Genomic DNA, 23,638 nt, shown 5'->3' on the forward strand with positions numbered 1-23,638 from the left:
CAATCATTCGGACTCCAACGACTAGTCTAAAAACTAGTATTAAGACTATCACTAACTTAAGTGATACCAACTGTCTGGAGATTCAGGGGGCCAGTCTATATAGCGTGGAGGAGTTGTATCAACGATGAAATGATAAGTAGATGTGCTCACTACAGTCTGGCGAATATCCAGAGTTTCATTGACTACAGTAAAGGTCCCTTCTCCGAGCGCCGGTAGAACCATATCCTTTCCATAGTATTCTGTTCCATCGGCAGCAACGATACGATCTGCAACGCTCGTTTTGGTCGAGACGGAGGAATACATAACCTTTTTATCGCTGTCTCGTGTGACCGTCACTCGCTCGTACCGATCAAGACCCGATATCAAGTTCAGAGTCAAAACACCAGCGGGATTAAGATATGTTTGTGTTGCAGGCTTAATATTCCGAACAGCCTTATTGGTATCTGTAAATGAGTAGCTAAATACCTGAGCATGTGCCGAAGATACAGTAGCAAGGGCAGTTGCAACCATGCAGCCAATTAGAGTTTTACGCATATGATGCTCCGGGAATAGGTTATAGCCTTATTCTACGGATTCAGCCTACAAGGTCCGGTCGGATAAAGTGATAATTTGCCTGTTAAAAGAGACATCAAGTGAGAAAGCAACCAACGTACAGAATGCAAAATGGCGGCAGTGCATCTGGATGACGCAAAAGTAACTTTTTGTACCCACTTTTTTGGATTTTAGCCTTCAAAATGAGTATTCAACCAATCATAAAAGTAACTTTTGATAGACGCTGCTCCTTTATGTTTGCCAATTGTGCTGATATGTTTTTAAATTCAAGGAAGCGAGATTTTAAAAGCATCTGTTGAGTCAAATTTATGTAAAATAACAGGGTAACCATCACTTCTAGGTTGAGGAAACCCAATGTTATACATGCTCTTATGCTGTTTTCTGATGCTCAACAGTACATTCGTTATGTTCAGAGCAATGTCTGCAATAAGTAAAGGATCCGCTAAAGAAAACCGGTCTGAAATATCGCTGATAGTCCTAGCAACACTTGGAATTGCATCACCATTCATTGTCGCAATGATTACTATTAATGAAAGTATGACATCTAAAACAGTAACAGATTTTTCTTTGGGTGCTCAGTGGTCCGGAATGGTTTCAGCGGTAGCGCTAATGGGGTTATATGCTCGACGCGTTTGGAAAGAGAAGAAGTCCTTATTTACTGGCGCTTTCCTGGCCTCTTCCTTAATGGCCTTTATTTTTACTGACAGCCTTGTTTTCGTATCCCAGAAGGACACCGGCGTTCTGGCTACTTTCGTACTCGATAAAAACGCTGGAGATATTGATTGTAGTCGCCCGGCTATGATTGTCCATTACAGTAAAGGTGTTCCAACGGACTGGCGTTGCCCAACCAGTATCATGTTGATGGCGTATTCTTCATATCCTTTTTTACCTTGGCCTGAGTATAGCCATGGTACCAGCCAGTCTCTTACGGTTGTTATTGATACATTTATGGAAAACGCTGTTAATCTCAGTCAAAAATAATAAAAAAACCTCTCAAGTGAGAGGTTTTATAAACCTGAGCCACCAATCTAATTAACTCTATATTTTTGTTTTAGCTTTTTTAAAGGTAGACTTACCGAATAAAACAGCAATTATAGAGCAAAGGCCTGGCGTTAGGACAAAAGCTAATAATGCACTGCCAAAACTTGTCATTTCAGGCACCACGAACCAGCTGATAGGCCACGTCAGGGCAGGTAAATTTAGCGGATCATAAAGCGCATGTAGAGCGCTTAACACACAGTAAAGTGCTAAAAAGCAAACTAGATAAACAACGATCCACATTTTAATTTGCTCAGCAATTTCAAATTTAGGACTGCCCATGCTTTACCTCAGTGGCTGAATATTGATGGTTAATATCTTTAATCACCCGTAAGCACTTAGTGCATACCTTAGTTCGATTTGTCTGCTTGTCCAGAGTGTATTTAACTTCAAGTTGACCTCCAGCATTAAGCAAAGTGAGCATCTCATCTTCTAACACGCTTCGGTAAATGGTCTTGTCCGAGAGTGTGCCCGGTAACGAGTACTCAACATAATTGTTTGAAACTCTTACCGATTTAGGGATTTTACCACTGAGCTGGATTTCATTCGTTGAAGGCATTACAGTTACTTTAATCACAGTTGCCGGTGACCAGAAATCCTGATAACGCACTTTATGAATTTTATCAGCTCTAAGGCCTAACCACACATTTCCGGCGATAAGAACAATAAGCAATCCATAAACTGATCGTCGAATGTTACGCCTTTTAATCACAATGTCCCCCATCCCTCAAATATCATTCTAAATAACTGCACCAGGATATCATGAGCGTAATTAAAAGAATTCTTCATAACCGGGGTTTTCAGTTGAGTTTGCGGACTCTTTACTTTGCGGTTTCTCGCCCTCTATTTGAGTATCCCTGACAGGTTTGGATTTACCCATGCTCCTCTGAAAGGTATCCATAACAAACTCAATATCTTCTTCTGGCAGGCTGGTGGGTTGGTTGCTCATAGGACTTCCTCTTGTTGAATACGTTCGGCGTACAGGATGCGAACCGAAACGGTCGTGTTTTCAAACTCGTTCTCAAAAACGTCCATCCATTCCGTCCGGAATTCTTCCCCCAGAAGGTTATCGAGCCCCTGAAGAGATAATGGAAGAACGGCTGCTAGAGATCCCCCGGCTGCGAGATGAGATGCAGCTGCCTGGAGATGCAGCCTGGCCCGGTTATCGGCAAAAGGTGGGTTCATCACGACATAATCAAACTTCTTCTGTTGATTAGACTTAGACCATGTGAGGAAGTCAGCTTCTGTCGTATCGTATCCCTTAGCCCGGGAGATAAGGCAATTCAAAGTATCAAGCTCGATGCCAGTAACGATCACACCGGCAGGGAATGATTTAAGCAAATCCGCATGGCCAATATTAGGCTCCAGGAGGGTATCCCCTTCCCCTGCACCGAGCAGGGAATATACATATTCGCTGATTCGGCAAGATGAAGGGTAAAACTGATGCGATACAATATCAGGCATCTCCCCTATCTGGCCGATGTAACGAATAACCTCACACGGATCATAGGAAAATGTCACATCGTATTTTGTTACTGTTGCCCCTAAGAACCGAAGGGTGTCAGCGGCAACACTCGAAGATTTGCGTTCGGCGAGAGACCCTAAAGATGTCCAGCAACTCCATTTATTGTCCCCGTCATTTTTAAACATTAGTTCAGAAAGCTGCATCCGGGTATCAAAGTCGATGCACTGCTTAAGTACAGGGAATGCCTCCAAAGATTTCTTGCTATGAGCCATGCGGTCGGCAGGTAATGCCAGCGGTACGATAGCTGATAAAATATTGTTAAGCCGCTCGGCGATATCAGGGTGGACGTCAATATGCATTGATCCATTTTTGTAAACCCTGAAACGAATACTGTTGCCATCGATGCAGATCCATTTTCTGAACCCCTCATGTTCGACCAACGCCTCAACCAATGATTTGGTGTTATGGATCGCCTTCACCTGTTCGCCACGGAAGAATGCGCATATAACGCGGAGCTCGCTCAGTGGTGAAATGCCAGACTCTTTAAAATCCACCCTTAATTTCTGCCAGGGGTATTTAGACGGCTCGCAAACTCCGGTAGTGATCATGCGGGTGGAGAACCCAAAAGCTTTGTTTGTCTTATGACTGCGGCTCAGAGACTGGAAGACGTCGTAAACCCTTTCTTTAATAAATTGATTGCGGTCATTAAGCAAAGCAACGACTGTGCCTACTACAGCGTCAGCTGTGAAATCAGGGATCACCTGAGGCGGCATAATATAGCGGTCGGCCGTAAACTGCTTATCCCATTCGTTACGTTTGGCATCCGACATGATAGGCAAAACATCAGTGAGTGCCATAACGCGTTTCCAGTATTCAGATCTCAGAGCGTTTTCCGCGAACAAGGCATCCGCTTCAGAGATACTGTGGTTGTAGCCTGAGAGATAAGAATAAAGTTTCTGGTGATTGTGGGTTTTGAACTGGACAGCCATGTGTTTCAACAAGCAGAGTTCATCATTATAGGACTCAACAAGATCCGCGATAATGCCGAGCTCTTTGCGCATATCTGGAAGAAATGTTTCAGAAGAGCTAACCACCAGGCTATGAGAGGTTGTTAAAGCCAGTACGCTGTGACCTGCATTATCGGGTTTAGCTTCAGAATCAAGAGATGACATTTTACCGGTCCTTTAGAAAAAACTTTTACCAGGATAGCAACGTCGCTCTGTAACCTAATAGGTTCAGTGACACGAAAAAGTTTTTTATGTCTCTGAATAAAACTTAAAGATGTCAACTCATAGAAAGAAGCAAAAAAAAAGCCCCGCATAAACGGGGCAAGAACGATACATGGAGGTTTAAAAAAGGCGGGCAAAAAGCCTGAATCCTTAATGACTCTGACAAAACCAACACTTTGCCAAAAGTAAATTATTCTGCGTCCGGCTGTGGGTCAGTATCCTGATCGGTCTCTTCCCCTGCCTTCTTAGCATTTTTTTTACGTGGGTATTTTGGCTTCTCACCATTAAGTTTTGCCTGACGATTCTCCGCACGGCGAAGCTGCTTGTTCTCTGATTCTGTGATCTCTTTTGAAAGATTTCTCAGCATCTCCAGAGTACTGCGGTTCAACGTAATGTTGATTTCTTCGTCAGCACTTGAATCTGTCATCTCCGGCAATTCAATATCCCCCAGTTTCTGTAATAAGCTGGTGGTGATGAGTTTGACGCCTTCTACGGCTTTTGTGGCAATAACCGGCGGAATCCGTGCTGGCTTGAAGTCTGAAGGTCTGACTCGTACCTGACCATGTTGGGTTTTTTTCACCGTGATGCCATTCGCATCGGCCTGCTCAAGTTCCGCGATCATCTTCTTGATACGTGAAATTGCTTCTGTTTCACCGAGCTCATCGATCAGTGAAAGCACGTTAACATACGAAATAGCGTCAGCATGAATCCATTTCTTGATAACAACAGAACAGGTTGTCAGGCGGATAAGAGAACTGATGGTCGTCGGGCTTTTATTTTCACGTTGAGCAATTCGTTCGAGTGACCAGCCAGCAAGAGAATGTAGGCGACGATAGGACTCGCCAAGCGCAACAGGAGAAAGCGCAAGACCACGGTTACCATCAATGGTCGCGAGCTCACAGCCAATTTCATCTTCTTTAATCTCAACGCAAAGGATTGTGATGTCATGATCTTCATCACATGCCATCATTGCGGCTTTTAAACGGCAGTGCCCCTGGCGAACAAAAGGTACCCCATCAATGACACGTACTCGGATAGGGTCTACATAGTCACCTCGAATGTAGGCATTCTTGATGTTGTAGATGTGTTCTTCAACCTCAGGGAGCTTATAGTAATCGTCACCCATTCCCATTTCGCGGGAGTTGAAGCCTGGCGTGACCTGAATTACTGAAGGGTGGATAGCCCATGCTTTCTGGTCACTTACTTCAGTACAAAGTTCAGGGTTTGCATCACGGAACTGTTTAAGCCCAGTGACGTAACGACCTGTGCCAGTAACTACTGAAAAGGCAACATGGGCCGTTTTAAAGACCTTGTCATTAGCTTGCTGTGTAGGTTCTGTCAGTAAAACACTCATAGGGGCTCCGTTACATTTTTCTGCTTACTTTCTGCGTAGCGGGGATACTACCGAAAAAAAAATCCATAATTTTTCGCAAAAAAGGTACTTTTTGAGCCTATTCTGATTTTTCACAAAAAAAGAGGGCTCCCCATTTCTTGTGATGGCATCAAAATCGCTTCATAAACAAAGACATAAATCCAAAACATAAAGTTCAGGTATCAGTGAGGAAAAATCTTATAAATCCGCAATGCTGAAAGTCAAAACTGTGCGTCTTAAACAACTTTTTTTTGCTCCCTAAGTTATTAGTTAAAGCCCGTGGTTAGGTACGATACCAGCACCTAAATTTCTCTCTCAGGTATAGACACTTTGACTCGACATCTCAGACACATGCCGATAATCAAATGGGCTGGTGGAAAAACGAAACTGATGCCTTTCATCAGCCATCACTACCCACACGATCATAGTTGCCGGTGGGTAGAACCCTTTATAGGCGGTGGTGCCGTTTTTCTGAACATGTTTGCACAAAATGCATTGCTTGCAGATAGCAATCCAGACTTGATCAACCTATACAGGACTATTCAAAGACAGAAAACTAACTTTATAAATCAGGTCCAAAACCTAGCGGATAAAACCTTTGTCGAAAAGGACTACTATGAGATGAGGGACCGTTTCAACAAAACCTGTATTTCTGGTCAACCGCTTCAAAGAGCGGCTTTGTTTTACTCCCTGAATCGCCTGGGCTATAACGGTATGTGCCGCTATAACTCAGAAAGAATCTATTCAGTGCCCTGGGGGAAACATACAGAACTGAAGCTTGACTTCAATAAAATAGACTACCTTTCATTTCGTCTTTCAGGTATTGAACTGATCACCGCTGGTTTTGAGGAGACTCTGGCCGCAACCGGCGAAGGAGATCAGATTTATTGTGATCCGCCATATGACAAAACAAGCAAAACTAGTTTTGTCAGTTACGATGGTAAACCGTTCAGCCAAAGCGACCACGTGCTGTTAGCAAATATGCTCGTTGACGCTCACAGAAAAGGCGCTGCTGTTGCGATATCAAATAGCCTGACACCATTCACTTTGGGCCTCTATGAAGAGCGTGGATTCGTCATACACAGACTCAGCGCTTACCGATCCGTAGGAAGTAAGCCAAATACACGGAAAACGGAAACAGAAATACTGGCCGTGCTGAAATAGAGTTAATTCTAATCAACGGGGCTAATCCATTCCTGAAAAGTTAATACCTCAGGGTGAGTTCGTTGAACATAAGGTATAAACTGAAGCTCTTCTATTCTCCGGTCGCCCCTCTTTCCTTCGCAAATAAATGAAATGAGTCCTTGCTGAGAAAGCCCAGTAAGGACGCTCATAAGTCTTATATTTAGAGTTTTAAGCTGTAAGTCGTTATTAATGTCCTCCACTTTATGAGAGCTCTGGCCTGAACGTTTAAGATACTCGTAAACCATGAAATTCGAATTTCGTCGTTTTAACAATTTTTCGGTTATGCATTCCTGAATGAAACCGCCAAGAGCATCTAAAAGCGGACTGAGAACTACCGGGAAAGTTAATGTGTAACTTTGAGAAGTTTTAGACAAAGTAAATGAATTTAGAAAGCTAAAGTTAAGTCTCTTTTTTGAATATGGAGCGTAAGCGACAAGAGTAGTTGACATAACAGTAAGTAAAGCTTCAAGATGTTCCACTGTTATTAATGTGGTTTTATCTGTATTTCTTAGATTATGGAAATCAATAAACGCTACTCTTGAACGGCTAAGCCAATCTTGTACTTTAATGTCGATAGAAAATTGCGATATATGATTTGAACATTCATTTTGGTTGATAGGGCATGCAGACGAAAGATGGTTATGGATTATCATGCATAGCACAAAAAAAGGAAATCGGCAGGCTGTGGGGCATTGAAAACCGGTTAAAGAAAGCTTAGACGTTTCATATGCGCTTACCGGAAAAGTAACTTTTCTTAACGTTGGCTTTGACGATGTTCTTGCATTTTTACAAATGAAACCGAGACCCAGATCATTGTGCATTTTAAAGTCCATCTCCATCATCACCTTTTAGCCTTAACTGTATGGTATTGGTATACAAAAAATTAAAAATTATAATTAATAAGATTATCATTTTTTTACTATTGAAAAGGTTGTGATAGAGGGGAATTTAAATGTAAAAGATTTATACTCGCAGATCTTTATGAGGGATAAAACCCATTGCGTAAGCAACAATATTACGTGAGTGAGTCCTAACGACAGTTTAAGTCTTGGCTCTATATTTAAGCAGTAAAACATTTAACTGTCTTGGAGTTTACTTAACTTAAAAACTGTTATTGCAGCATAATTTTTCGAATCAAAATCATAGAATTTTCTGACTTTTCCAGTCAAATGATAACGTTCACCCAATAAAATGTGATCCTGTTTATCGGCCGTTAAAGCGATCCCGTCATTTCTAACTTTACCAGTAAATGTAAAAAAATAACTCCCTTTACTTTTTGCGTACGCGGCCCTGACTTCAGTAAATGTTAGTTCAATGCTTATGACCTGGCCGATATTGTAGCTATGTTTTAAAATTTCTTGTTCATTTTCCGGAGTTTCAGACAACATCACATCAAAGGTTGTAAAGAAACAATCCAGCTGGCGTTCTGTCAAAAAACGGTTATTGTCTAGTTGCGCCAATATACTATTAGAAAACTTAGTGTTAGCCTTTTTTGCTTTCTCAATAAGTACGTGGTTTCTGGATTTCCATGCTTCGAGTGTTGGGTTAACACGCAGTTCCGGAATGTTATCGAGAAAGGTAATTGGCTCTAGTACCACTAATTTTTCAATAATGGGTCCAACTGTTTGCACCCCATGACACTTTTCACATACATCAGCCCCTTTGTGGCCTGTGCCCGCACATTCGTTACATTCTCTTTCGATAGGTGCATAATAATTTCCATCTCCGTTAAGGGATACATTCACTGAGGCTGGTACCATATGACCATCAAGAGTAAAGAAAAGAGATTTCATTTTCGAAACACCTCCAAACGTGCCTCTACGATTGCTACAGCTTCTTTCACAGTTTTTTCATAGTGGTCATGCCCTTCAGGAAATTGGTCAAAACGTTTACCGTGTTCTAACTCTTCCATGTTGCGTTTAAGGACTTCATGAGTTAGAAGCAAATCATTATAATTATCGATAAGAGTCAGCTTTATAGGTTTAATCACTCAACTAATCCTCGGGTTTTTATTCCTTAAGGAGATCTCGAATTTCCAGAAGCTCTTCTAATTTTGGTTTAGAAAGAATGATTGCTGTATTTTCGTCGTTAAGTAAAGACAATAAAATATTTAGCTTTTCATCATTCAAGATTATTTGAACACCATCATCAGAAAATATTACATTTTTACTATCAACATTTTTGAACAAGTGTGCACTATCTCTACCAAATTTTAGTTCTGTTTGAGTATTCGTTATAGATTCCGTATGTGTACTTTCCACAAGCTCAAGAAATTCAGATTTTAGCCGTTCTGTTTTCTTATGCGAGAGGCGCTTAATACCCAAAGTCTTACGTGTGACTGCCGAATTTTTCTTTTCTGGTCCGCCTTTATTTAAGGTGTCTGGTCCTGCTCCAGCTGCATTGTGTTCAGGTATGCCTACAATTTTGCTCGTTGTAGTCTCAATATTCTTAACGCCAGGTAAGAAACCTTCTATATGTTTTAAAACCATTTTGTGATCGTTGGAATATTTTAACATTATTTCAATGGCGAGCGTTTTTTTGATTAGATTTAGGCTAATCAAACGTTGAAGCTCTAATGGCATATCAAGGATTTTTAGCATATTACGAATTGCGGTAGTTGATCGTTGATATCGCATTGCTAGTTCTTCAACCGAATACCCGAGACTAACAGCATGAGCTAATGCATGAGCTTGCCCAACCGGATTTAGCCCATTGCTTCTGTTACCATCGAGGTTCTCAAGGTATTCTTCAATTTCGTTTTTATAATCGATTAAGATAACAGATAATTTTGGAATATTAGCACCTTCAGAAATTGCTAATTTTAAGCCATGAAAACGAGTATGACCTTGACGAACTAAATATTTACCTTTTCTTTTTACGACCTTGATCATATCAACCTGCCTTCCTTCCTTAAAGGCTTGTTTGATTGACACAATCATCGATTTGACAGGTTCTTGTTCGTAACACAAATCTCCGATTACCGCCTCTCGGGGATTAAATCCCTTTTCAATTTCAACTAGATTAGTATCCACTTCAATGACTGTATGTTTGCTGTTGTTCATATCTTCCTCCTGTTTACTACATGATACATGAACCTCAAATTTGCCAAATAGGGCTGATACATCTAAAAGGTAAACTCAAAAAATTTGCTTAATAAAATTAAAATAAAAACTGTCTTGAATAAAACAATGATAGTAAACCCACTTTCATTTCCGTTTGCGATCTGTAGATATTGATAAAGGAGCGCTATTCCTTGTTTTATATGGACTTATCATTGTTTTCAACAGGTTAGATCAATTCTTTAGATCACTAAAGATCAATAGAGTTCAAGTAAAGATCACGGCATCTTTAACTCATTGATTATAGTAACTTTATGAAAGGATCCGGCATTCGGATGCATGCGAAAAGCATTTGAATGAATAAGGAAGGCATTTACTGGAATGCTTATGGCATTTAGGTAAATGCGTAAAAAGCATTTGCAAGAATATGTTATAAACAGTTTGCCAAATGAAAATCTTATCACCGACGAGTTAAGTTAATGATTAAAAACAACGAGTTAATCCATCCTTTTGACGTAACCAGTAATGAATCAGGTAAGACTTATCAACTGACGCCTAACTCGTCCAAGTCGGTTCAGCCCGTGGCCCTGCTGAGATTGAGTGTATTTACCCCTGTCGGCACAAAAGAAAACCGCGACCGAAACTTTGAAGTTGATGCCTCTGATGAGCTTTCGTGTATGGAAATTGCAAGATCGGAGGGTTATGACGACATCAAGATAACTGGTGTCAAACTATCTATGTCTACCGACTTTAAGTGCTGGCTCGGGATCATCATGGCTTTCAGTAAATATGGTTTTACTTCCGAGAAGATTAGCCTGACTTTTAACGAGTTTGCGAAGATGTGTGGTATCAGTTCAACAAACATCAACAAACGAACTCGTGCGCGCTTTAAAGAGTCATTAATGAACCTTGCATCGGTAGTGCTTGCCTTCTCAGACTCTCGTAGTGGTCGGTTCACAGTAACGCATCTGGTGCAGAAGGCTATGATTGATCCAAAAAGCGATACTGTTGAGCTGGTTGGGGATCCTTCTATGTGGGAACTGTATCGTTACGACCATAAGACATTGTTAAGCCTTCAGGTTCTATACATTTTGGCTAAAAAAGAAGCTGCGCAATCTCTCTATATTTATTTTGAAGCAATGCCAGCTGGTACGTTGTTCGTTAATATGAAACGGTTGAGGGAAAGGTTGCTTCTTACAACCCCTATTCGTACGCAAAACCAGATAATTCGTAAAGCAATGCGGGAACTTGAATCTATCGGATATCTCGATTATCAAGAAGTTAAGAAAGGTCGCGACATACAATTTCAGATCTTCAAAAGAAGCCCTAAGCTGGCCCTTGCCAAACAAGGTTGAAAGCTATCTGGTATGCACTGGTTATAACCTGCTGAAAAATAAGTTATTTATCAGTGCTATGCTTAGTGCTTCTTTTACTACTGGTCTTACATCTCGGCTTAATGTGCAAAAAAGTAACTTTTCAAACGAACTCCTGACTATTCATCTGTATGCCTTTCTGACTCAAGCGTACATGCTAGCCCATTCATTAAATGCCGTTGAGCAAGATGGTTTCGTGCGCACTCTATTCACGTGAATGCCTTTTGTGGATTACGCCTCTTACATTCATACAAATGCTTTTGATGTCGGTATCCCAAAAATTCATTCATTGAAATGCTTTTGTTTGCCACTGTATCCCGAGCATAGCTATGCAGTGGTATAAAAAGGCATTTTGGTGAATGGCATTAGGTCGAATGACACACAGTTCAGCTTTGTTAAGAGCGAGAATGGTCCAAGACATCTATGACATTGGGCATCAGAAGGACTATGTGCTTGATATGAGATCAAAAAAATATCAGAAGCATCACAACTCCAATGGCATTCAAAGAAATGCCTTTGTTTTGTTAGTACACCAAACAACCCAAAATTCATGCAGTTATATCAAAGACTCATTCGCAAAAGGACTCAGCCAGAAAGCATTTGCTTAAATAGCATTGGCCAAAAGCATTCGAATGAATGATGTTCGTATGGACAAGACAAAGTCCCACTCACGCCCAGAGGTGTAAAAGGCATTTAGATGAATGACGCACCGGCCCGAGGATTGTATGTAGTTTCTCCAACTGATAGTTGCCGAACCAGGGAGCACAGTGATATGCGGCCTTCTCAGAATCAAGAGATAGATAATAAGGGAACAAAAAAGATTAGATATGAAGCTTAGTTACCTGCCCGATATCTAGTTAGAGCTTTTCAAACCATCAAAAGTGACTTTTATGCTTGAGGAGTCTCATCAGCTTCAGGATTGAGCTTAACGTAATCTTACCCCCTCCCCTCTTTCAAACTTTTACTAAGCGTTCACTGGTACCTTTCAAAGATTATGCTTTAGGCCCTTTGCTTAAAAATTCACCAATCGCTAAACGTTAAAAAAAGGGGGTTTATGCGAACGGAAGGATCGGAATAAAAAAGTATTATTCATTCGCGTTTACGTGAACTCAAATCTACACGGAGTAATTATGGAACTTTCTTTAAATATTGGCCTTAGTGAAAAGAAATCTAACACGGCTGCACTTTTTAAAACAAAAAGCGCAAAAGTGATTTTGTTTGTTCTGCTGACCGTGCTTTTTTGCGGTCTGGCATATGCGGGTTCAGATGATGGGGCACTGGGAGATATTTGGTCATACATGAGTGAAAGTATGACTGGAGCTCCGGGCAAAATTCTGGCAGCCGCGATGTTGATCTCAAGCGTATATTTCTCTGTCCTTAAGCCTAACCCGGGCCTGGCACTGGTTTCATTATTCATGATGCTGGTAATGGCCAACGGCGAGAAAATTATCAGCACCTTTATGGATGCTGGCGTACCGCTGTAATTTATTGTTAATCATGCATGAGGGGGTTCATCCCCCTCTCTGGATTTTTAATGAGTAAGCAGAACGACGTTCCTCAGCATACCTATAGATTCCCTTTCAGGATCAACATGCCTCTACTGATTTTGTTTTGGGATGCCAAAAAATTAGGGCTTGCATTCATTCTGGTTGCATTTGGGAATATCTTCGAATGCTTCGGGTTTTCTGTTGTAGCAGCGGTTGTGTATTGGATTGCGTATAACAAAGCAGCTGAGTCAGGAATAAGAGGATTGCTAAAACACAAACTCTGGTGGCTCGGTTTTTTGCCAGGTAAAGCAGTTTTTAGTAGCCGTTATTTCAACGATCCATTTATCAGAGATTTGTATTCTTGATGGAGCTATGAATGAAAATGCTAAGTGGCATTAACATCCCTTTTTTCAAAAAATCTAAAAAGGATGAAAACGGTGATCTTGAACAGTCATACGTAAAGAAAGATGAAAGTGCTAAGGGACGTTTTTTGGACATTAAAAAACGATTTAGCCCACAAGCTGAAGCGTCAGGTGCTGGAATTACATACAGCGCCCTGATTAATCGTGATACAAAACTTATCCGCATTAATACTGTTTCAATAGCCGTCATTGGGTTATTGGTTGCAAAGATTCTTTTTTTCACTGACCCAGTGACGATTGTTACCCCTCCAAACATGAATGAAGAGATCACGGTTGTTGGTAACAAAGCATCGGAATCTTATAAAACACAATGGGCTCTCTTTTTTAGTACCCTTTTAGGGAATATTAATCCAACTAATATTTCCTTTGTGACGGCCTATGTCCTCGATGCCCTTTCACCTGAACTACAGGCTAAAACGAGTGAGTCTTTACAGGAGCAGATAAATATCATGCAGGCTCGTGGTGTTGAGCAGACCTTTAAGCCTAATGATATTTACTTTGATCCAAAAAATGACATGGTCTATGTCTGGGGTACCAAAACGACTCGACTTGTAAATGTTCCGGACAAAACTGAATCATCGAAATGGACTTATGAATGGGTTCTCGGGATGAAAAATGGTCGCCCAAGAATTGCATATGTAAATCAATATTCCGGAACACCGAATATTAAAAAAATTACGATAAACGGCAAAGAGCAACTGGCAACGCTGGATAATCCGCCACCGTCTACAGGTAACAAGTGATGATTAAAAAAAAGGGCTTAGGCTTCAACGCAATTACAGCATTGATCATGCTCACGACTTCGAACTGCGTAATCGCTGAAGAATACCAATTGCCAGCAACAATTAATAACCCGGTTGTAATGCCAGTTGGTGCTGACGGATTTCAGAATGGAGCTGCAAAAGCCATTATTCCGGGTCAAGCTGGTTCTGAACAGTCAGGTGCACAAACAAACCTTAGTGAAGCCGGTAATGCGCAGGGACAAAAACCTACAACTGATCTCCCTACCGTGCAACTTTCCCCAGCCAGCAATGCTTCGCCTGCGGTAAGCGCTATTACTGGAGCATTATCAAATAATCCTAGTCTCCCCGGATTTGACGCACAGACCCGATCTGGTGCAATTGATAGCTATGGGAGACCAACAGGTACCTCTTCCCAGCAGAATGCAACCAATGCGACCGCCACGTCAAAAGCCGATGAACTTTATGTCGAAGCTCGTAACCGATATAAAGAAGTTCAGCGTGTAAATGTGCCGCCTGGTGGGAATGTGGTACTGCCAGTTTCACGAGGACTTCAAAACAGAATATCGACCAGCTTCAAGAATGCTTCTGTCAGTACTTCTACCCCTGCTGAAGAGGCAAGCATATTTGTTAATGGTGGCGATGTCTTTATTTCAACTAATACCGATAAACCAATCGGGATTATGTTGTCTGAAGATCAGGTACCTGAATCGACCTATAACCTGACCCTGGTACCGCTTGATGTTCCCGGTGCGATGATTTCAGTTACTACATCTTTAAGCCCATCTATGCAAGCCAAACGTGAAACCTCATTGGATAAGCAAAACTATGAGGAAATGTTGGCCCGCTCCCAGTCAGAAGAACTGGCTCCAACGGATCCAAAACAAGACGATCATAAACAAAGAATCATTGATTTATTGACTCCTGTGGCTCTTGGTGAGGTCCCTTCAGGATTCAGTTTACAACAGGACCGACTTTCTCGTATTCCTGCGCCAGAGCAGTCACCATGTAACTTTAATATGTATGCAAAGCTCGGTCAGAGACTGGTTGGCTCACGTGAACTTATTGATGTAATTCTTGTGAAAAACGATAAACCATACGGTCAAATCGTTGCTGATCAGCAGTGTATGGCAGAAGGCGTTATTGCAAGTGCTTTATTTGATAAAGCATACCTGCAACCGGGAGAAGAAACAGAGCTTTACATAGTCCGGGATAAATTGTTCAAGGAACGCGAGGCCCGGGTTACAACCAGACCAAGTCTAATCAGAAAATAATATGGGAAAAGTTACTTTGCCTGCTCTGCTTGGGGCCACCGTGATTGGTTTTGTCGTATTTGCTTTAACCAGCTTTTACTACAGGTCAGAATATATACCAAAAAGGAGTGTATTAATCGTTCCGGACGCACCCATTAGTATCGAAGATGGCAGTAACGCTTTTCCCGTTCAGACAGTAATAATGAACGATCCAACTCTTATTGATAAATTTGTAGGAGAGGGCAATATTAATGAGGAGAATGCTTTTGACTATCACAAAAGTAACGTTTTGGAACCTAATTACAAACATGAAATATCTAGAACGAGCCAGATAGATAAAGCTGAAATGAATCATCCATCTGTTCGTGAAAACTGGGCCAGAGCAGGTGAACCCTATATCGTTCCTCAGATGTCTGACAGCGAACGAAATCTAAAAATTAAACGATTCCAGAAACCTACAAGTGGAGCTAATCATGGACATTAAAAAGGCCTGGGAAAATAAGACCGTCAGACTTTCTGTTATTGGCGCTCTGCTGGTAGTGATTGTTTATATTATTAGCCAGTCTATTTTTTCCACACCAGTTAAGAAAGAAAAGAAAACACAGAAAAAAGACATGCAGACCAATTTGTTGTTAGATGATTCGCAAATGAACAAATTGAGTAATGAAGAAAGCCAGAAAGTATATAAAGAAATGGTTAAGCAAAACCGACTTGACCAAAATGCGGCGAAAGAGGACCGCGAAAAAGCAGAAAAAGCCCAACAGGAAACTAAAGCCCAAGTTGCAAGTTTAACTTCTCAACTTCAGCAGCTGTCTCAGCAAATTAATGATATGCAGACAAATCGAAACGGCAATCGTAACTTGGATGCTGGTAGTTCGCGTAAAACGATTAATGAGCAGGCACCGGCAGCTCCTTATCAGCTTAATGCTAATGCGCCGATTAATGGCGTAAACCCTAATTACGCTTCTATCACACCTACGCGTAATAGCCCAATGAGAACAATCACACAAAGTTCCATTAAGACTAATGGTACCGATGGTGTCATTCAGGTTATGCCCGTGTCTGAAAACAGAATCAAGGAAGGCAGAGAGGTCATTGCAGGAGATAAAGCGCCAACTCGGACTGTACGAGGTGATGGTACTGCGCCAGTTGATAGCAAAGCGCGGCATGCTGCCCGAAAAGATGAAATGTTTCTTCCGGCAACATCTATTATCACTGGTGTTCTGATTACCGGGCTTGAAGCGCCTACAAGCCTTTCTTCCAAATCAGAACCAATGCCAGTAACGATGCGTATTAAAAAAGATGTCATCATGCCCAATAATTTCACCATGGATTTGCGTGACTGTAACCTTCTGGGTTCAGCTGTTGGTGATCTGGCGTCACAGCGTGCTTACATACGTGCCACTTCTATCTCTTGTGTTAATTCAAAAGGGAAAGCTTTTGACGTAAAACTGGAAGCATATGCTGTAAGTGAAAATGACGGAAAAAATGGGATCCGAGGCACGCTTATCAGCCGAAATGGTAACGCAATTGCAGGAGCTGCATTTGCCGGTGGACTTTCTTCACTTGCCGGTAGCTTAAGTCCCAGTAAGGTATCTTCACTTAACATCGACCCTAATTCACAGGCTCAGTATCAGTCCCCTAATTTTGGTGCACTTGGGGCATTAGCCGGGGCTGGTGCAGCTCAAGGTGGTCTTAATCGACTCGTCGATTACTACACCGCAATTGCAGAACAACAGTGGCCAATCGTAGAAATTAGCCCTGGCCGAGCTATTACATTTGTCGTTCAGACCGGAACTACAATTCCAACGAATCTGACCAGTCGCTGAGGTTTAAATGGATAGTTTAGAAAAAAAAGAATCGCCTGAATCAGCTGGACCTGAAATCACTAAAAAAATGGTGCGAGAAAGGACAACAAAAAAAATTACCTTCGAAATTGATATTGAAAAAATATTGAAGTATTTATTTTTCTTCGCCTTTGCCGTATTGGTCATTATTTATGGTTATAAAGGCTTTATGAATGTTTACGATTACTTCAATAAACAATCCCAGCCTTCGTACAAGATTGCAGTGCTTGACATGCCTGAATTACGTAAGGAATTTTTCAAGCATCACGGAGGCCGTACTGCTGACAATGATAGATCTCAATTCGAAGAATATTTCAGAACATTAATGAAGATCTACCGTGACCGTGGCTATTTAATTATTGATGCAACGCTTGCCGTTACTGTACCGGATAGTGTTGAAATCGTCACTTATATGGAACTTGAAGATAGCTCTGAAGCGGTACAATCAAGTTCTTATAATGCAAAGAAGTAGAGGGCACCCAATAGTGAAAAAGTTACTTTTCCCTTTAATGGCGGCTTTCGCCATTATGGCGAATACGGTCACTTATGCTTCAGAGCAGGTCCTAACTAATAGTGATGCTGCTGCGTTAATGGCAAAGGCAAAGGAAGGTGGCGTTTCACCCAGTCAGATCTCGGGTGTGTTATCAAAAATGAAAGGATATAAACCTAAGGATGCCATATACATTCCTTCTGGTGGGCTATACCTCTTTCAGGACGAACGTTCGCAGCTAATGGCAGTAACGACCGATGGCCGATACTCCCTTACTGGGGGAAGCCTTGTTGATGTAATTAAACGTAAACCTGTTCTGACTGTAGAAGAAATCAGGAATTCCTATTTTATTAGTCTTGATGAGGCCCCCTTCCCTCTGGAAACTGTAGCGTCCATTCCTCTGGGAAATTCAAAGCTTAAAAGACAAGCAGCCATTTTCATAACACTTGATTGTGACGGTTGCATGGAACTTGTTAAGAAATTCTATGCAGATCGGGACAAGTATCGGATAGATATTGTTTTAGTTCCCTCACCCGGTGAGCCAAAAGAAGAGCTTAGAAGGCTCTGGTGTAGTAAAGAAAAAGGAAAAATAAACAACCTCGATATTCTTCGTTGGCTAATGGGAAGCAAATCCGACATTGAAAAAAGATTGCTCTCTCAAAAAGAAGCAGAAGAATGTCCGGCGGAACCTTTGGTAGCGTCATTGATGCTCGCAGGAATTTATAAATTGCAGGGTGTACCTTCAGTTGTCAGACAGGATGGTTTGGCTGGTAATGGCATTCCAAAAGATTTCGACTACTGGTTGAACCAAAGCGTTGAACCTCTCTTAAAAAATCCATTTGAGACAAATTAAGGCTAGTTTATGAACATCAAAAGATTGGTACTCAGTGCTCTGGTTGTAGGTACATCCTCATATCTTACGGGGTGCTCCATCGGTAGTTCCGAATCCGAATGTCCAGGCATTGAAAAGGGCGTTATCTGTAAAGGTCCTCGCGAAGTTATGGAGTTAACTAATAATCGAGATGATCTGTCTGCACTGGCGGGGGAAGAGTCGGAATCGGGAAAGGAGAAATCGGCTGTCAATGACAGCCGTTATCCAACTGAAATTAGCCCTCCAGGGGAAGTCAAATATCCACAGTCTACTACCCTTAAAAATCAGCCTGTGGCTTATTCAAAAACCGAAATTAAGCCAGTTGGTCAGTTACCTGTCATGTACGATAAAACTTTAAAAATGGGTGCCCCTACTTCATCCATTGGACCACGGCCTATTTCTGGTGTACCGGTTAATTCAAACGTAAGGATGACTAGCAGTTATAGCACTGCCTCTTCAACTGGTAACCCTTTCGTTCATCCGGCTGCGGAAGTCGTTAAACAAACAAGCTATCCGGTTTCTGCTGGAAATGCCCCACGCTACGTTGCACCTAATTCTGATATCAGCCCTGGTAAGGATATGTACTCTCTTTACAATGGCCAGCCCGTTAACCCGACTCTCAACCCTGGGCAGATCCAGCAATACCGTTCGCAAGGTTATAAACAAGCTGTAGTGGCTCCTGAACCACTTGCTGTTCTGCAACAGGGGAAAGTAATGAGAATTACTTTTGCACCTTATACCGATGATAACGATGCGCTTAATCTTCCCGGCTACGTTTATGTCAACGTAAAACCGCAAACATGGATTGCTGGCAAGAATTCGACCTCAAACCCAGCTCGCATAGTTCCTTTAGAAGTACAGGATGCGGCCCGGGAAAATATGCAGCAGCAACAAAAAGCAACTAAAGCTGTCTCTTCGAACGGCATTGTTAGACAACTGTAAGGTCAAATATGGAAGCTATCAATAATTACAATAGCGGTTTAAATCGCCATCAATTAGGTGGGTTTATCCCTGTTTACGATCAATTAGCAGGGACTCACTATTTTTTGATTGATGGCAACAGATTAGGGTTTATGTTTATCTGTAATCCATCCCCTGGAGTTTTTGATAATCAGCAAGATGTTCTTGCTGAAATGTTCAAAATGGATTTCCCTACAGATACTGTCTGTCAAATATCTCTGACTGCATTGCCAGACCTGACTTTACAGCTTAGTGCTTGGTCAGCTGTGCGAGGTGGGCGTATGACTGGGAACGATAAGCTTAAAGCAGATCTGCTTAATGGTTATCAGTTGGACTACTACGACAGAAGTATGCATAAGCCTTTAAAACCTGATCATGATAACCTTATGTTGAGGGATTTTCAGGTATGGATCTCGCTATCGATTCCTTTACAGTCTGCCCTTCCTACCGAGCTGGAACATTCGCGTATCGATTCACTTTACTCTGAACTTGTAAGTAAGTTAATTACGATTGGATTGCATCCGTTTAAGGTCGATGCAGAAAACTGGCTCTATTGTATAGATAAGGTCGTAAACCCCGGAAAGAACTCCCGGTGGGCTGAAGGTTTCATAGACGTTAACACTATGAAAAGGCTTAATGAACAAGTTAACGTTCCCGGCCGTAAGTATACAGTCACAGAAAATCATTTCTCATCAGTCACACAAAGTGACGACGAATCTGAGCATCGTTACTTCAAACAACTTTCCGTTGTAAAGTTTCCTGAATACGTCAATTTCGGTTGTATGTATGAGTTAGTAGTTAACTGGATGCATGGACGTAAGACAATTTTCAGCCCATTTATGATCACTCAGACTGTTCAGTTTGCCGATCCGCTCAAGTTGTCAAAAGAAAACGTCCGCTACAAAGCAATCACTAATAAACAGGCAAGTATACCTTCAGTTGTCACATTCTGCCCTCGCCTGCGGGATATGGATAATGACTACATGGCCGTAACTCGCGAGCTTGAGGATGGCGCAAAGCTTTTAAGAGGGTATCTTACTTTCACTGTTATGGGTAGTAATGCCAATTCTGTGCAGACAGCAGCTAACGATCTCAAATCCTTTTACCTCGAAAGCCGGGTCAAAGTAGCAGATGATTCCTTTATCGTTTTCCCGTCATTTATGTCATGTCTGCCAATGTGCAATGACCCAAAGACAATTTTCGACCTTGACCGTTCCGAAGTAGTGAGCAACACCGGAGCGGCTCATATGACACCGATCTTTGGGCCCTGGAAAGGTAATACAGATAGACCAGTACTGAGTTTAGTTTCTCGTGAAGGTCAACTCATGGGACTTGATATTTTCAAGACTTCTGCAAGCTATAACATGGTTATTGGTGCAACGTCAGGTGCAGGGAAGTCATTCTGGACAGCATATCTAATCAATAACTATCTTGGAGCTGGACCGCGATCTAATAACCTCGTTCATTATCGCTCAACATTTAAGCATTTTTTAGAAAACGAATACCCAGATGATGATCCTGACGGTGCTCAAGTATTTGTTGTGGACGTGGGCCGTTCTTACCAGGGGATTGCGGAACAATATACAAACAGTCAATTTATTGATTTCGGTAAAACCCCTGACTTCACCCTAAATCCCTTTGCCTTCCTAACTGACATCACTGTTAACGACGATGTATTTAACGAAGCACCTGAATTTACCGGTGAATCAACTTCAAACGATGCAGAAAAAGACAAAGTTGCTCAGACCATAATGGTTTTGAATCAGCTAAAAATTATGGCTTCAGAGAAAGGCCTTATCGATGATTATCAACAATCAGTGATGCTTCAGCTTATTGCAGAAGAGTACCAAGAATCCAGAAAATCAGGTCGGACCGGTTCAATAACCGGCTTTGCTCTGCGTTGCAAGAAGCATGAAGACAAACGTATAAAGGATATTGGGGAGCAACTCGGAGCATGGTGCGAAGGTGGAATTTATGGGCACCGGTTTACCGATACGTTGCCTCCAATCAACTTCGACAGCAGATTTATTGTTTTGGAACTGGAGGAGCTAAAAGGCACCCCCCACCTTCAGACAGTTGTATTAATGTCTATCATTCAGGCTGCTCAGCATGCAATGTTCATCAAAAAAGATGGGCGTCGTCGCTTGTTCATCCTTGATGAAGCATGGGAGTACATTCGTCCTGATAATTCATCAGGTGCCGGAAATCAATCAAACCAATTCTTCTCTTCCTTCCTCGAAGCGGCATGGCGTAGGTTCAGGAAAACAAACTGCGCTGGCATCTGTATCACACAGTCGTTTGAAGATTATTTTACTTCTTCTGTTGGCCGGGCCCTGACTGCTAACTCGCCTTGGAAGATAATCATGAAACAAGAAAAAGAAAGCATTGAAGCAATGAAGGCTAATAAATATTTTTCTACTTCAGATGCAGAATATGAACGTATGAAAAATATTCGTACAGTCAAAAAGGTGTTTTCAGAGATGTTAGTCAGGTTCGAAAACTTCCAAGAGATCTGTCGGTTATACGTAGACCGGAAAATGGAGCTTTGTTTTACTACGGATAGTGCTGACAGGAGTAAATTATGGGAAATTCAAAGCCGCGAGAATTGTAGCTATGGCGAGGCAATAGAAATTCTCTATGCTCAAGAAGTAGCAGCGGGTTTGGCCGCGTAGAGTAAATATCTTCAAGCAAAAATAATTAAACCAGATGTCTCATAAGAATCTGGTTTTTTATTGTATGCCTTAAGTAAACAAATGAGGTTGTGACTTAATGAGTTCATCACTGTGCTGCAAATTTTGGTTTTATAATTAATGTGGTGTAAAAACAGTGACATAAATACAAATCGCAGTTAGGTTGTGTACGCATTAAGTAAACAAAATTTATAACTTCAATACTGACATTATAAGATGAAAATCACGTAAATTACATTTTTGTTTACCAAAGGTAATCAAAGTAGCGCGGCATTATTAGTGAAAACAGATCACTGGTGTCATTTTGCATACAAAACTTAATATCCTTTAATCATTCTTCTAAAAGTTTATTATTAACGGTTTGGTTTCTGAAAATTTATCCAATTTGCTCACCGAAGACTTTTAACTTATTTAACCCCCTTTATCGCCAAACTGTGATTTTCTAATGTTAGTCTACAGTTCTAGGGCCCTTGCTCCCATGATGCGAATCCTGCCACCTAATAAAGATTAACGCCTCATTCCTGTATGCCGGTCTTACGACGCCAGTGCACGGACTATTTTTGGTCATCACAAGGACAGGCGGGAGATTTAATCAGGGCGTGGTGTTGCTGAGCAGCAGCTGCGGCACTGTAAGCCGAAGGCGGAATTAACTCCTTTATCACCATCTGGGGACGTCATTATGGGTAGCCCTTTTAACTTGCTCAGGACCATTAAGCTAAAATTCCGGATAGCGATTGACGTAAGATTTAGGCTAAGCAGGTAAAGTGATCCCCGCTCCCGGGGTGACAACTTTATACAAAAGGCCGAGCGGAAGATTGTCCTTAGGGAATATTTCTTTAACACAGCACGGGCACTTACTCACGCTGCCGGATTTAACCCCCTTAATCGCCAAACTGGGGTTCTGTCCTCATGCTGGCCTTCAGTTCTGGGCGGGGTTGCTATCACTTGCTCCCTAATGCGAGATGTACCTGCTGATACAGATTAACGTCATATTCCTGCGTGCCGGTCTGCCGACACCAGTGCACGGGCTTTTTTCGGTCATCACATTACCGGGCAGGAGATTTTATCAGGACGTGGTGTGACTGAGCAGCAGCTGGGGCACTGTCATCCGCTTGCAGATTTAACCCCCTTAATCGCCAAACTGGCGTTCAGTCCTGATAGTGTCCTTCCGTCCTGGGCAGGGTTGCTAACACTGGCTCCCTTAATACGAAATGCGCCTGCTGATAAAGATTAAAGTCACATCACTGCATACCGGTTTGCCGACTCCGGTGCATGGCCTTTTCCGATAATCACAAGGACGGACGGGTGATTATATCTGTGCATAGTATGTCTGAGCAGCATCAGAAGGCACTGTCAGCCACTGGCAGATTTAACCCCCTTAATCGCCAAACTGGCGTTCAGTCCTGATAGTGTCCTTCCGTCCTGGGCAGGGTTGCTAACACTTGCTCCCTTAATACGAAATGCGCCTGCTGATAAAGATTAAAGTCACATCACTGCATACCGGTCTGCCGACTCCGGTGCATGGCCTTTTCCGATAATCACAAGGACGGACGGGTGATTATATCTGTGCATAGTATGTCTGAGCAGCATCAGAAGGCACTGTCA

The 23,638-nt window shown here is 41.9% G+C and carries 23 protein-coding genes; 13 read left to right on the forward strand and 10 right to left on the reverse strand.

Features of this window, described 5'->3' with window-relative positions; genetic code table 11:
- Nucleotides 1-51: 51 nt before the first annotated feature.
- Nucleotides 52-534, reverse strand: coding sequence for a DUF4165 domain-containing protein (locus ACMWKA_RS23280; RefSeq protein ID WP_414760643.1), 483 nt, complete (start codon nt 532-534; stop codon nt 52-54).
- Between the two features lie 372 nt (nt 535-906).
- On the opposite strand from ACMWKA_RS23280, the gene ACMWKA_RS23285 reads away from it, so the two are divergent.
- Nucleotides 907-1,533 (forward strand): hypothetical protein, encoded by a 627-nt coding sequence (locus tag ACMWKA_RS23285; protein ID WP_000966518.1) that lies wholly within the window; start codon nt 907-909, stop codon nt 1,531-1,533.
- A 57-nt stretch (nt 1,534-1,590) separates the two neighbouring features.
- Here the strand turns inward: ACMWKA_RS23285 and ACMWKA_RS23290 are convergent, their stop codons facing one another.
- The 5 genes from ACMWKA_RS23290 to ACMWKA_RS23310 all read right to left on the reverse strand — a co-directional run bounded on the left by ACMWKA_RS23290 (nt 1,591) and on the right by ACMWKA_RS23310 (nt 5,638).
- On the reverse strand, nt 1,591-1,872 hold the full coding sequence (locus ACMWKA_RS23290) for a hypothetical protein (RefSeq protein ID WP_000535423.1): 282 nt from the start codon (nt 1,870-1,872) through the stop codon (nt 1,591-1,593).
- Nucleotides 1,859-2,302, reverse strand: coding sequence for a hypothetical protein (locus ACMWKA_RS23295; protein WP_001805248.1), 444 nt, complete (start codon nt 2,300-2,302; stop codon nt 1,859-1,861). The genes ACMWKA_RS23290 and ACMWKA_RS23295 overlap by 14 nt, the downstream gene beginning before the upstream one ends.
- A 60-nt stretch (nt 2,303-2,362) precedes the next feature.
- A complete protein-coding gene (locus ACMWKA_RS23300; protein ID WP_000070862.1) occupies nt 2,363-2,539 on the reverse strand; it encodes a hypothetical protein in 177 nt (58 codons plus the stop codon).
- Complete coding sequence (locus ACMWKA_RS23305) at nt 2,536-4,227, reverse strand: DUF4942 domain-containing protein (protein ID WP_000096325.1); 1,692 nt, start codon at nt 4,225-4,227, stop codon at nt 2,536-2,538. Before ACMWKA_RS23305 ends, ACMWKA_RS23300 begins: the two co-directional genes overlap by 4 nt.
- 247 nt (nt 4,228-4,474) lie before the next feature.
- The gene (locus ACMWKA_RS23310) at nt 4,475-5,638 is read right to left on the reverse strand and encodes a hypothetical protein (protein ID WP_000114860.1); all 1,164 of its coding nucleotides are present in this window, start codon (nt 5,636-5,638) and stop codon (nt 4,475-4,477) included.
- 369 nt (nt 5,639-6,007) lie between these two features.
- Here ACMWKA_RS23310 and ACMWKA_RS23315 point away from each other — a divergent pair, with 369 nt between their 5' ends.
- Nucleotides 6,008-6,820, forward strand: a complete 813-nt coding sequence (locus ACMWKA_RS23315) for a DNA adenine methylase (RefSeq protein WP_001121574.1) — start codon at nt 6,008-6,010, stop codon at nt 6,818-6,820.
- An 8-nt stretch (nt 6,821-6,828) separates the two neighbouring features.
- Here the strand turns inward: ACMWKA_RS23315 and ACMWKA_RS23320 are convergent, their stop codons facing one another.
- The 4 genes from ACMWKA_RS23320 to ACMWKA_RS23335 all read right to left on the reverse strand — a co-directional run bounded on the left by ACMWKA_RS23320 (nt 6,829) and on the right by ACMWKA_RS23335 (nt 9,903).
- On the reverse strand, nt 6,829-7,683 hold the full coding sequence (locus tag ACMWKA_RS23320; protein WP_000970401.1) for a hypothetical protein: 855 nt from the start codon (nt 7,681-7,683) through the stop codon (nt 6,829-6,831).
- Nucleotides 7,684-7,917: 234 nt separating this feature from the next.
- Entirely contained in the window at nt 7,918-8,634 is a 717-nt protein-coding gene (locus ACMWKA_RS23325; RefSeq protein WP_000838219.1) for a zinc finger-like domain-containing protein, read from the reverse strand.
- Nucleotides 8,631-8,831 carry a hypothetical protein gene (locus tag ACMWKA_RS23330; RefSeq protein WP_000594930.1) on the reverse strand — a complete coding sequence of 67 codons (201 nt, stop codon included), beginning with the start codon at nt 8,829-8,831 and terminating at the stop codon, nt 8,631-8,633. The genes ACMWKA_RS23325 and ACMWKA_RS23330 overlap by 4 nt, the downstream gene beginning before the upstream one ends.
- Before the next feature lie 19 nt (nt 8,832-8,850).
- Entirely contained in the window at nt 8,851-9,903 is a 1,053-nt protein-coding gene (locus tag ACMWKA_RS23335) for a hypothetical protein (RefSeq protein WP_001065778.1), read from the reverse strand.
- A 476-nt stretch (nt 9,904-10,379) separates the two neighbouring features.
- On the opposite strand from ACMWKA_RS23335, the gene ACMWKA_RS23340 reads away from it, so the two are divergent.
- The 11 genes from ACMWKA_RS23340 to ACMWKA_RS23390 all read left to right on the forward strand — a co-directional run bounded on the left by ACMWKA_RS23340 (nt 10,380) and on the right by ACMWKA_RS23390 (nt 22,015).
- On the forward strand, nt 10,380-11,255 hold the full coding sequence (locus ACMWKA_RS23340; RefSeq protein WP_000594611.1) for a RepB family plasmid replication initiator protein: 876 nt from the start codon (nt 10,380-10,382) through the stop codon (nt 11,253-11,255).
- Between the two features lie 1,148 nt (nt 11,256-12,403).
- Nucleotides 12,404-12,757 carry a hypothetical protein gene (locus ACMWKA_RS23345; RefSeq protein ID WP_000423602.1) on the forward strand — a complete coding sequence of 118 codons (354 nt, stop codon included), beginning with the start codon at nt 12,404-12,406 and terminating at the stop codon, nt 12,755-12,757.
- A gap of 17 nt (nt 12,758-12,774) precedes the next feature.
- Nucleotides 12,775-13,125: a type IV conjugative transfer system protein TraL gene (locus ACMWKA_RS23350; protein ID WP_001447770.1), complete on the forward strand. Its 351-nt coding sequence runs from the start codon at nt 12,775-12,777 to the stop codon at nt 13,123-13,125.
- An 11-nt stretch (nt 13,126-13,136) separates the two neighbouring features.
- Nucleotides 13,137-13,925, forward strand: coding sequence for a TraE/TraK family type IV conjugative transfer system protein (locus ACMWKA_RS23355; RefSeq protein WP_000783153.1), 789 nt, complete (start codon nt 13,137-13,139; stop codon nt 13,923-13,925).
- Nucleotides 13,925-15,196 (forward strand): TraK domain-containing protein, encoded by a 1,272-nt coding sequence (locus ACMWKA_RS23360; protein WP_000592092.1) that lies wholly within the window; start codon nt 13,925-13,927, stop codon nt 15,194-15,196. Before ACMWKA_RS23355 ends, ACMWKA_RS23360 begins: the two co-directional genes overlap by 1 nt.
- Nucleotide 15,197: 1 nt before the next feature.
- Nucleotides 15,198-15,659, forward strand: coding sequence for a plasmid transfer protein HtdO (htdO, locus tag ACMWKA_RS23365; RefSeq protein WP_000521242.1), 462 nt, complete (start codon nt 15,198-15,200; stop codon nt 15,657-15,659).
- Nucleotides 15,649-17,004: an IncHI-type conjugal transfer protein TrhB gene (gene trhB, locus ACMWKA_RS23370; protein ID WP_000351841.1), complete on the forward strand. Its 1,356-nt coding sequence runs from the start codon at nt 15,649-15,651 to the stop codon at nt 17,002-17,004. Before htdO ends, trhB begins: the two co-directional genes overlap by 11 nt.
- Nucleotides 17,005-17,011: 7 nt before the next feature.
- Nucleotides 17,012-17,494 (forward strand): hypothetical protein, encoded by a 483-nt coding sequence (locus ACMWKA_RS23375; RefSeq protein WP_000377632.1) that lies wholly within the window; start codon nt 17,012-17,014, stop codon nt 17,492-17,494.
- A gap of 118 nt (nt 17,495-17,612) precedes the next feature.
- Nucleotides 17,613-18,365 (forward strand): protein-disulfide isomerase HtdT, encoded by a 753-nt coding sequence (gene htdT / locus ACMWKA_RS23380; protein WP_182911723.1) that lies wholly within the window; start codon nt 17,613-17,615, stop codon nt 18,363-18,365.
- A 9-nt stretch (nt 18,366-18,374) separates the two neighbouring features.
- Entirely contained in the window at nt 18,375-19,325 is a 951-nt protein-coding gene (trhV, locus tag ACMWKA_RS23385; RefSeq protein WP_001022588.1) for an IncHI-type conjugal transfer lipoprotein TrhV, read from the forward strand.
- Nucleotides 19,326-19,333: 8 nt separating this feature from the next.
- The gene (locus ACMWKA_RS23390; protein WP_000387412.1) at nt 19,334-22,015 is read left to right on the forward strand and encodes a TraC family protein; all 2,682 of its coding nucleotides are present in this window, start codon (nt 19,334-19,336) and stop codon (nt 22,013-22,015) included.
- Nucleotides 22,016-23,638: the final 1,623 nt, after the last annotated feature.

The sequence above is a fragment of the Enterobacter sp. 03-F-07-AD-ECC genome (genome assembly GCF_047530935.1).
GTDB lineage: Bacteria > Pseudomonadota > Gammaproteobacteria > Enterobacterales > Enterobacteriaceae > Enterobacter > Enterobacter cloacae.

Excerpts from the sequence above, each read along its gene's own strand:
- ACMWKA_RS23280 (WP_414760643.1), bottom strand. The coding sequence starts at position 534 with ATGCGTAAAACTCTAATTGGCTGCATGGTTGCAACTGCCCTTGCTACT.
- ACMWKA_RS23285 (WP_000966518.1), top strand. The coding sequence starts at position 907 with ATGTTATACATGCTCTTATGCTGTTTTCTGATGCTCAACAGTACATTC.
- ACMWKA_RS23290 (WP_000535423.1), bottom strand. The coding sequence starts at position 1,872 with ATGGGCAGTCCTAAATTTGAAATTGCTGAGCAAATTAAAATGTGGATC.
- ACMWKA_RS23300 (WP_000070862.1), bottom strand. The coding sequence starts at position 2,539 with ATGAGCAACCAACCCACCAGCCTGCCAGAAGAAGATATTGAGTTTGTT.
- ACMWKA_RS23305 (WP_000096325.1), bottom strand. The coding sequence starts at position 4,227 with ATGTCATCTCTTGATTCTGAAGCTAAACCCGATAATGCAGGTCACAGC.
- ACMWKA_RS23310 (WP_000114860.1), bottom strand. The coding sequence starts at position 5,638 with ATGAGTGTTTTACTGACAGAACCTACACAGCAAGCTAATGACAAGGTC.
- ACMWKA_RS23315 (WP_001121574.1), top strand. The coding sequence starts at position 6,008 with ATGCCGATAATCAAATGGGCTGGTGGAAAAACGAAACTGATGCCTTTC.
- ACMWKA_RS23320 (WP_000970401.1), bottom strand. The coding sequence starts at position 7,683 with ATGATGGAGATGGACTTTAAAATGCACAATGATCTGGGTCTCGGTTTC.
- ACMWKA_RS23325 (WP_000838219.1), bottom strand. The coding sequence starts at position 8,634 with ATGAAATCTCTTTTCTTTACTCTTGATGGTCATATGGTACCAGCCTCA.
- ACMWKA_RS23335 (WP_001065778.1), bottom strand. The coding sequence starts at position 9,903 with ATGAACAACAGCAAACATACAGTCATTGAAGTGGATACTAATCTAGTT.
- ACMWKA_RS23340 (WP_000594611.1), top strand. The coding sequence starts at position 10,380 with ATGATTAAAAACAACGAGTTAATCCATCCTTTTGACGTAACCAGTAAT.
- ACMWKA_RS23345 (WP_000423602.1), top strand. The coding sequence starts at position 12,404 with ATGGAACTTTCTTTAAATATTGGCCTTAGTGAAAAGAAATCTAACACG.
- ACMWKA_RS23350 (WP_001447770.1), top strand. The coding sequence starts at position 12,775 with ATGAGGGGGTTCATCCCCCTCTCTGGATTTTTAATGAGTAAGCAGAAC.
- ACMWKA_RS23355 (WP_000783153.1), top strand. The coding sequence starts at position 13,137 with ATGAAAATGCTAAGTGGCATTAACATCCCTTTTTTCAAAAAATCTAAA.
- ACMWKA_RS23360 (WP_000592092.1), top strand. The coding sequence starts at position 13,925 with ATGATTAAAAAAAAGGGCTTAGGCTTCAACGCAATTACAGCATTGATC.
- htdO (WP_000521242.1), top strand. The coding sequence starts at position 15,198 with ATGGGAAAAGTTACTTTGCCTGCTCTGCTTGGGGCCACCGTGATTGGT.
- trhB (WP_000351841.1), top strand. The coding sequence starts at position 15,649 with ATGGACATTAAAAAGGCCTGGGAAAATAAGACCGTCAGACTTTCTGTT.
- ACMWKA_RS23375 (WP_000377632.1), top strand. The coding sequence starts at position 17,012 with ATGGATAGTTTAGAAAAAAAAGAATCGCCTGAATCAGCTGGACCTGAA.
- htdT (WP_182911723.1), top strand. The coding sequence starts at position 17,613 with ATGGCAAAGGCAAAGGAAGGTGGCGTTTCACCCAGTCAGATCTCGGGT.
- trhV (WP_001022588.1), top strand. The coding sequence starts at position 18,375 with ATGAACATCAAAAGATTGGTACTCAGTGCTCTGGTTGTAGGTACATCC.
- ACMWKA_RS23390 (WP_000387412.1), top strand. The coding sequence starts at position 19,334 with ATGGAAGCTATCAATAATTACAATAGCGGTTTAAATCGCCATCAATTA.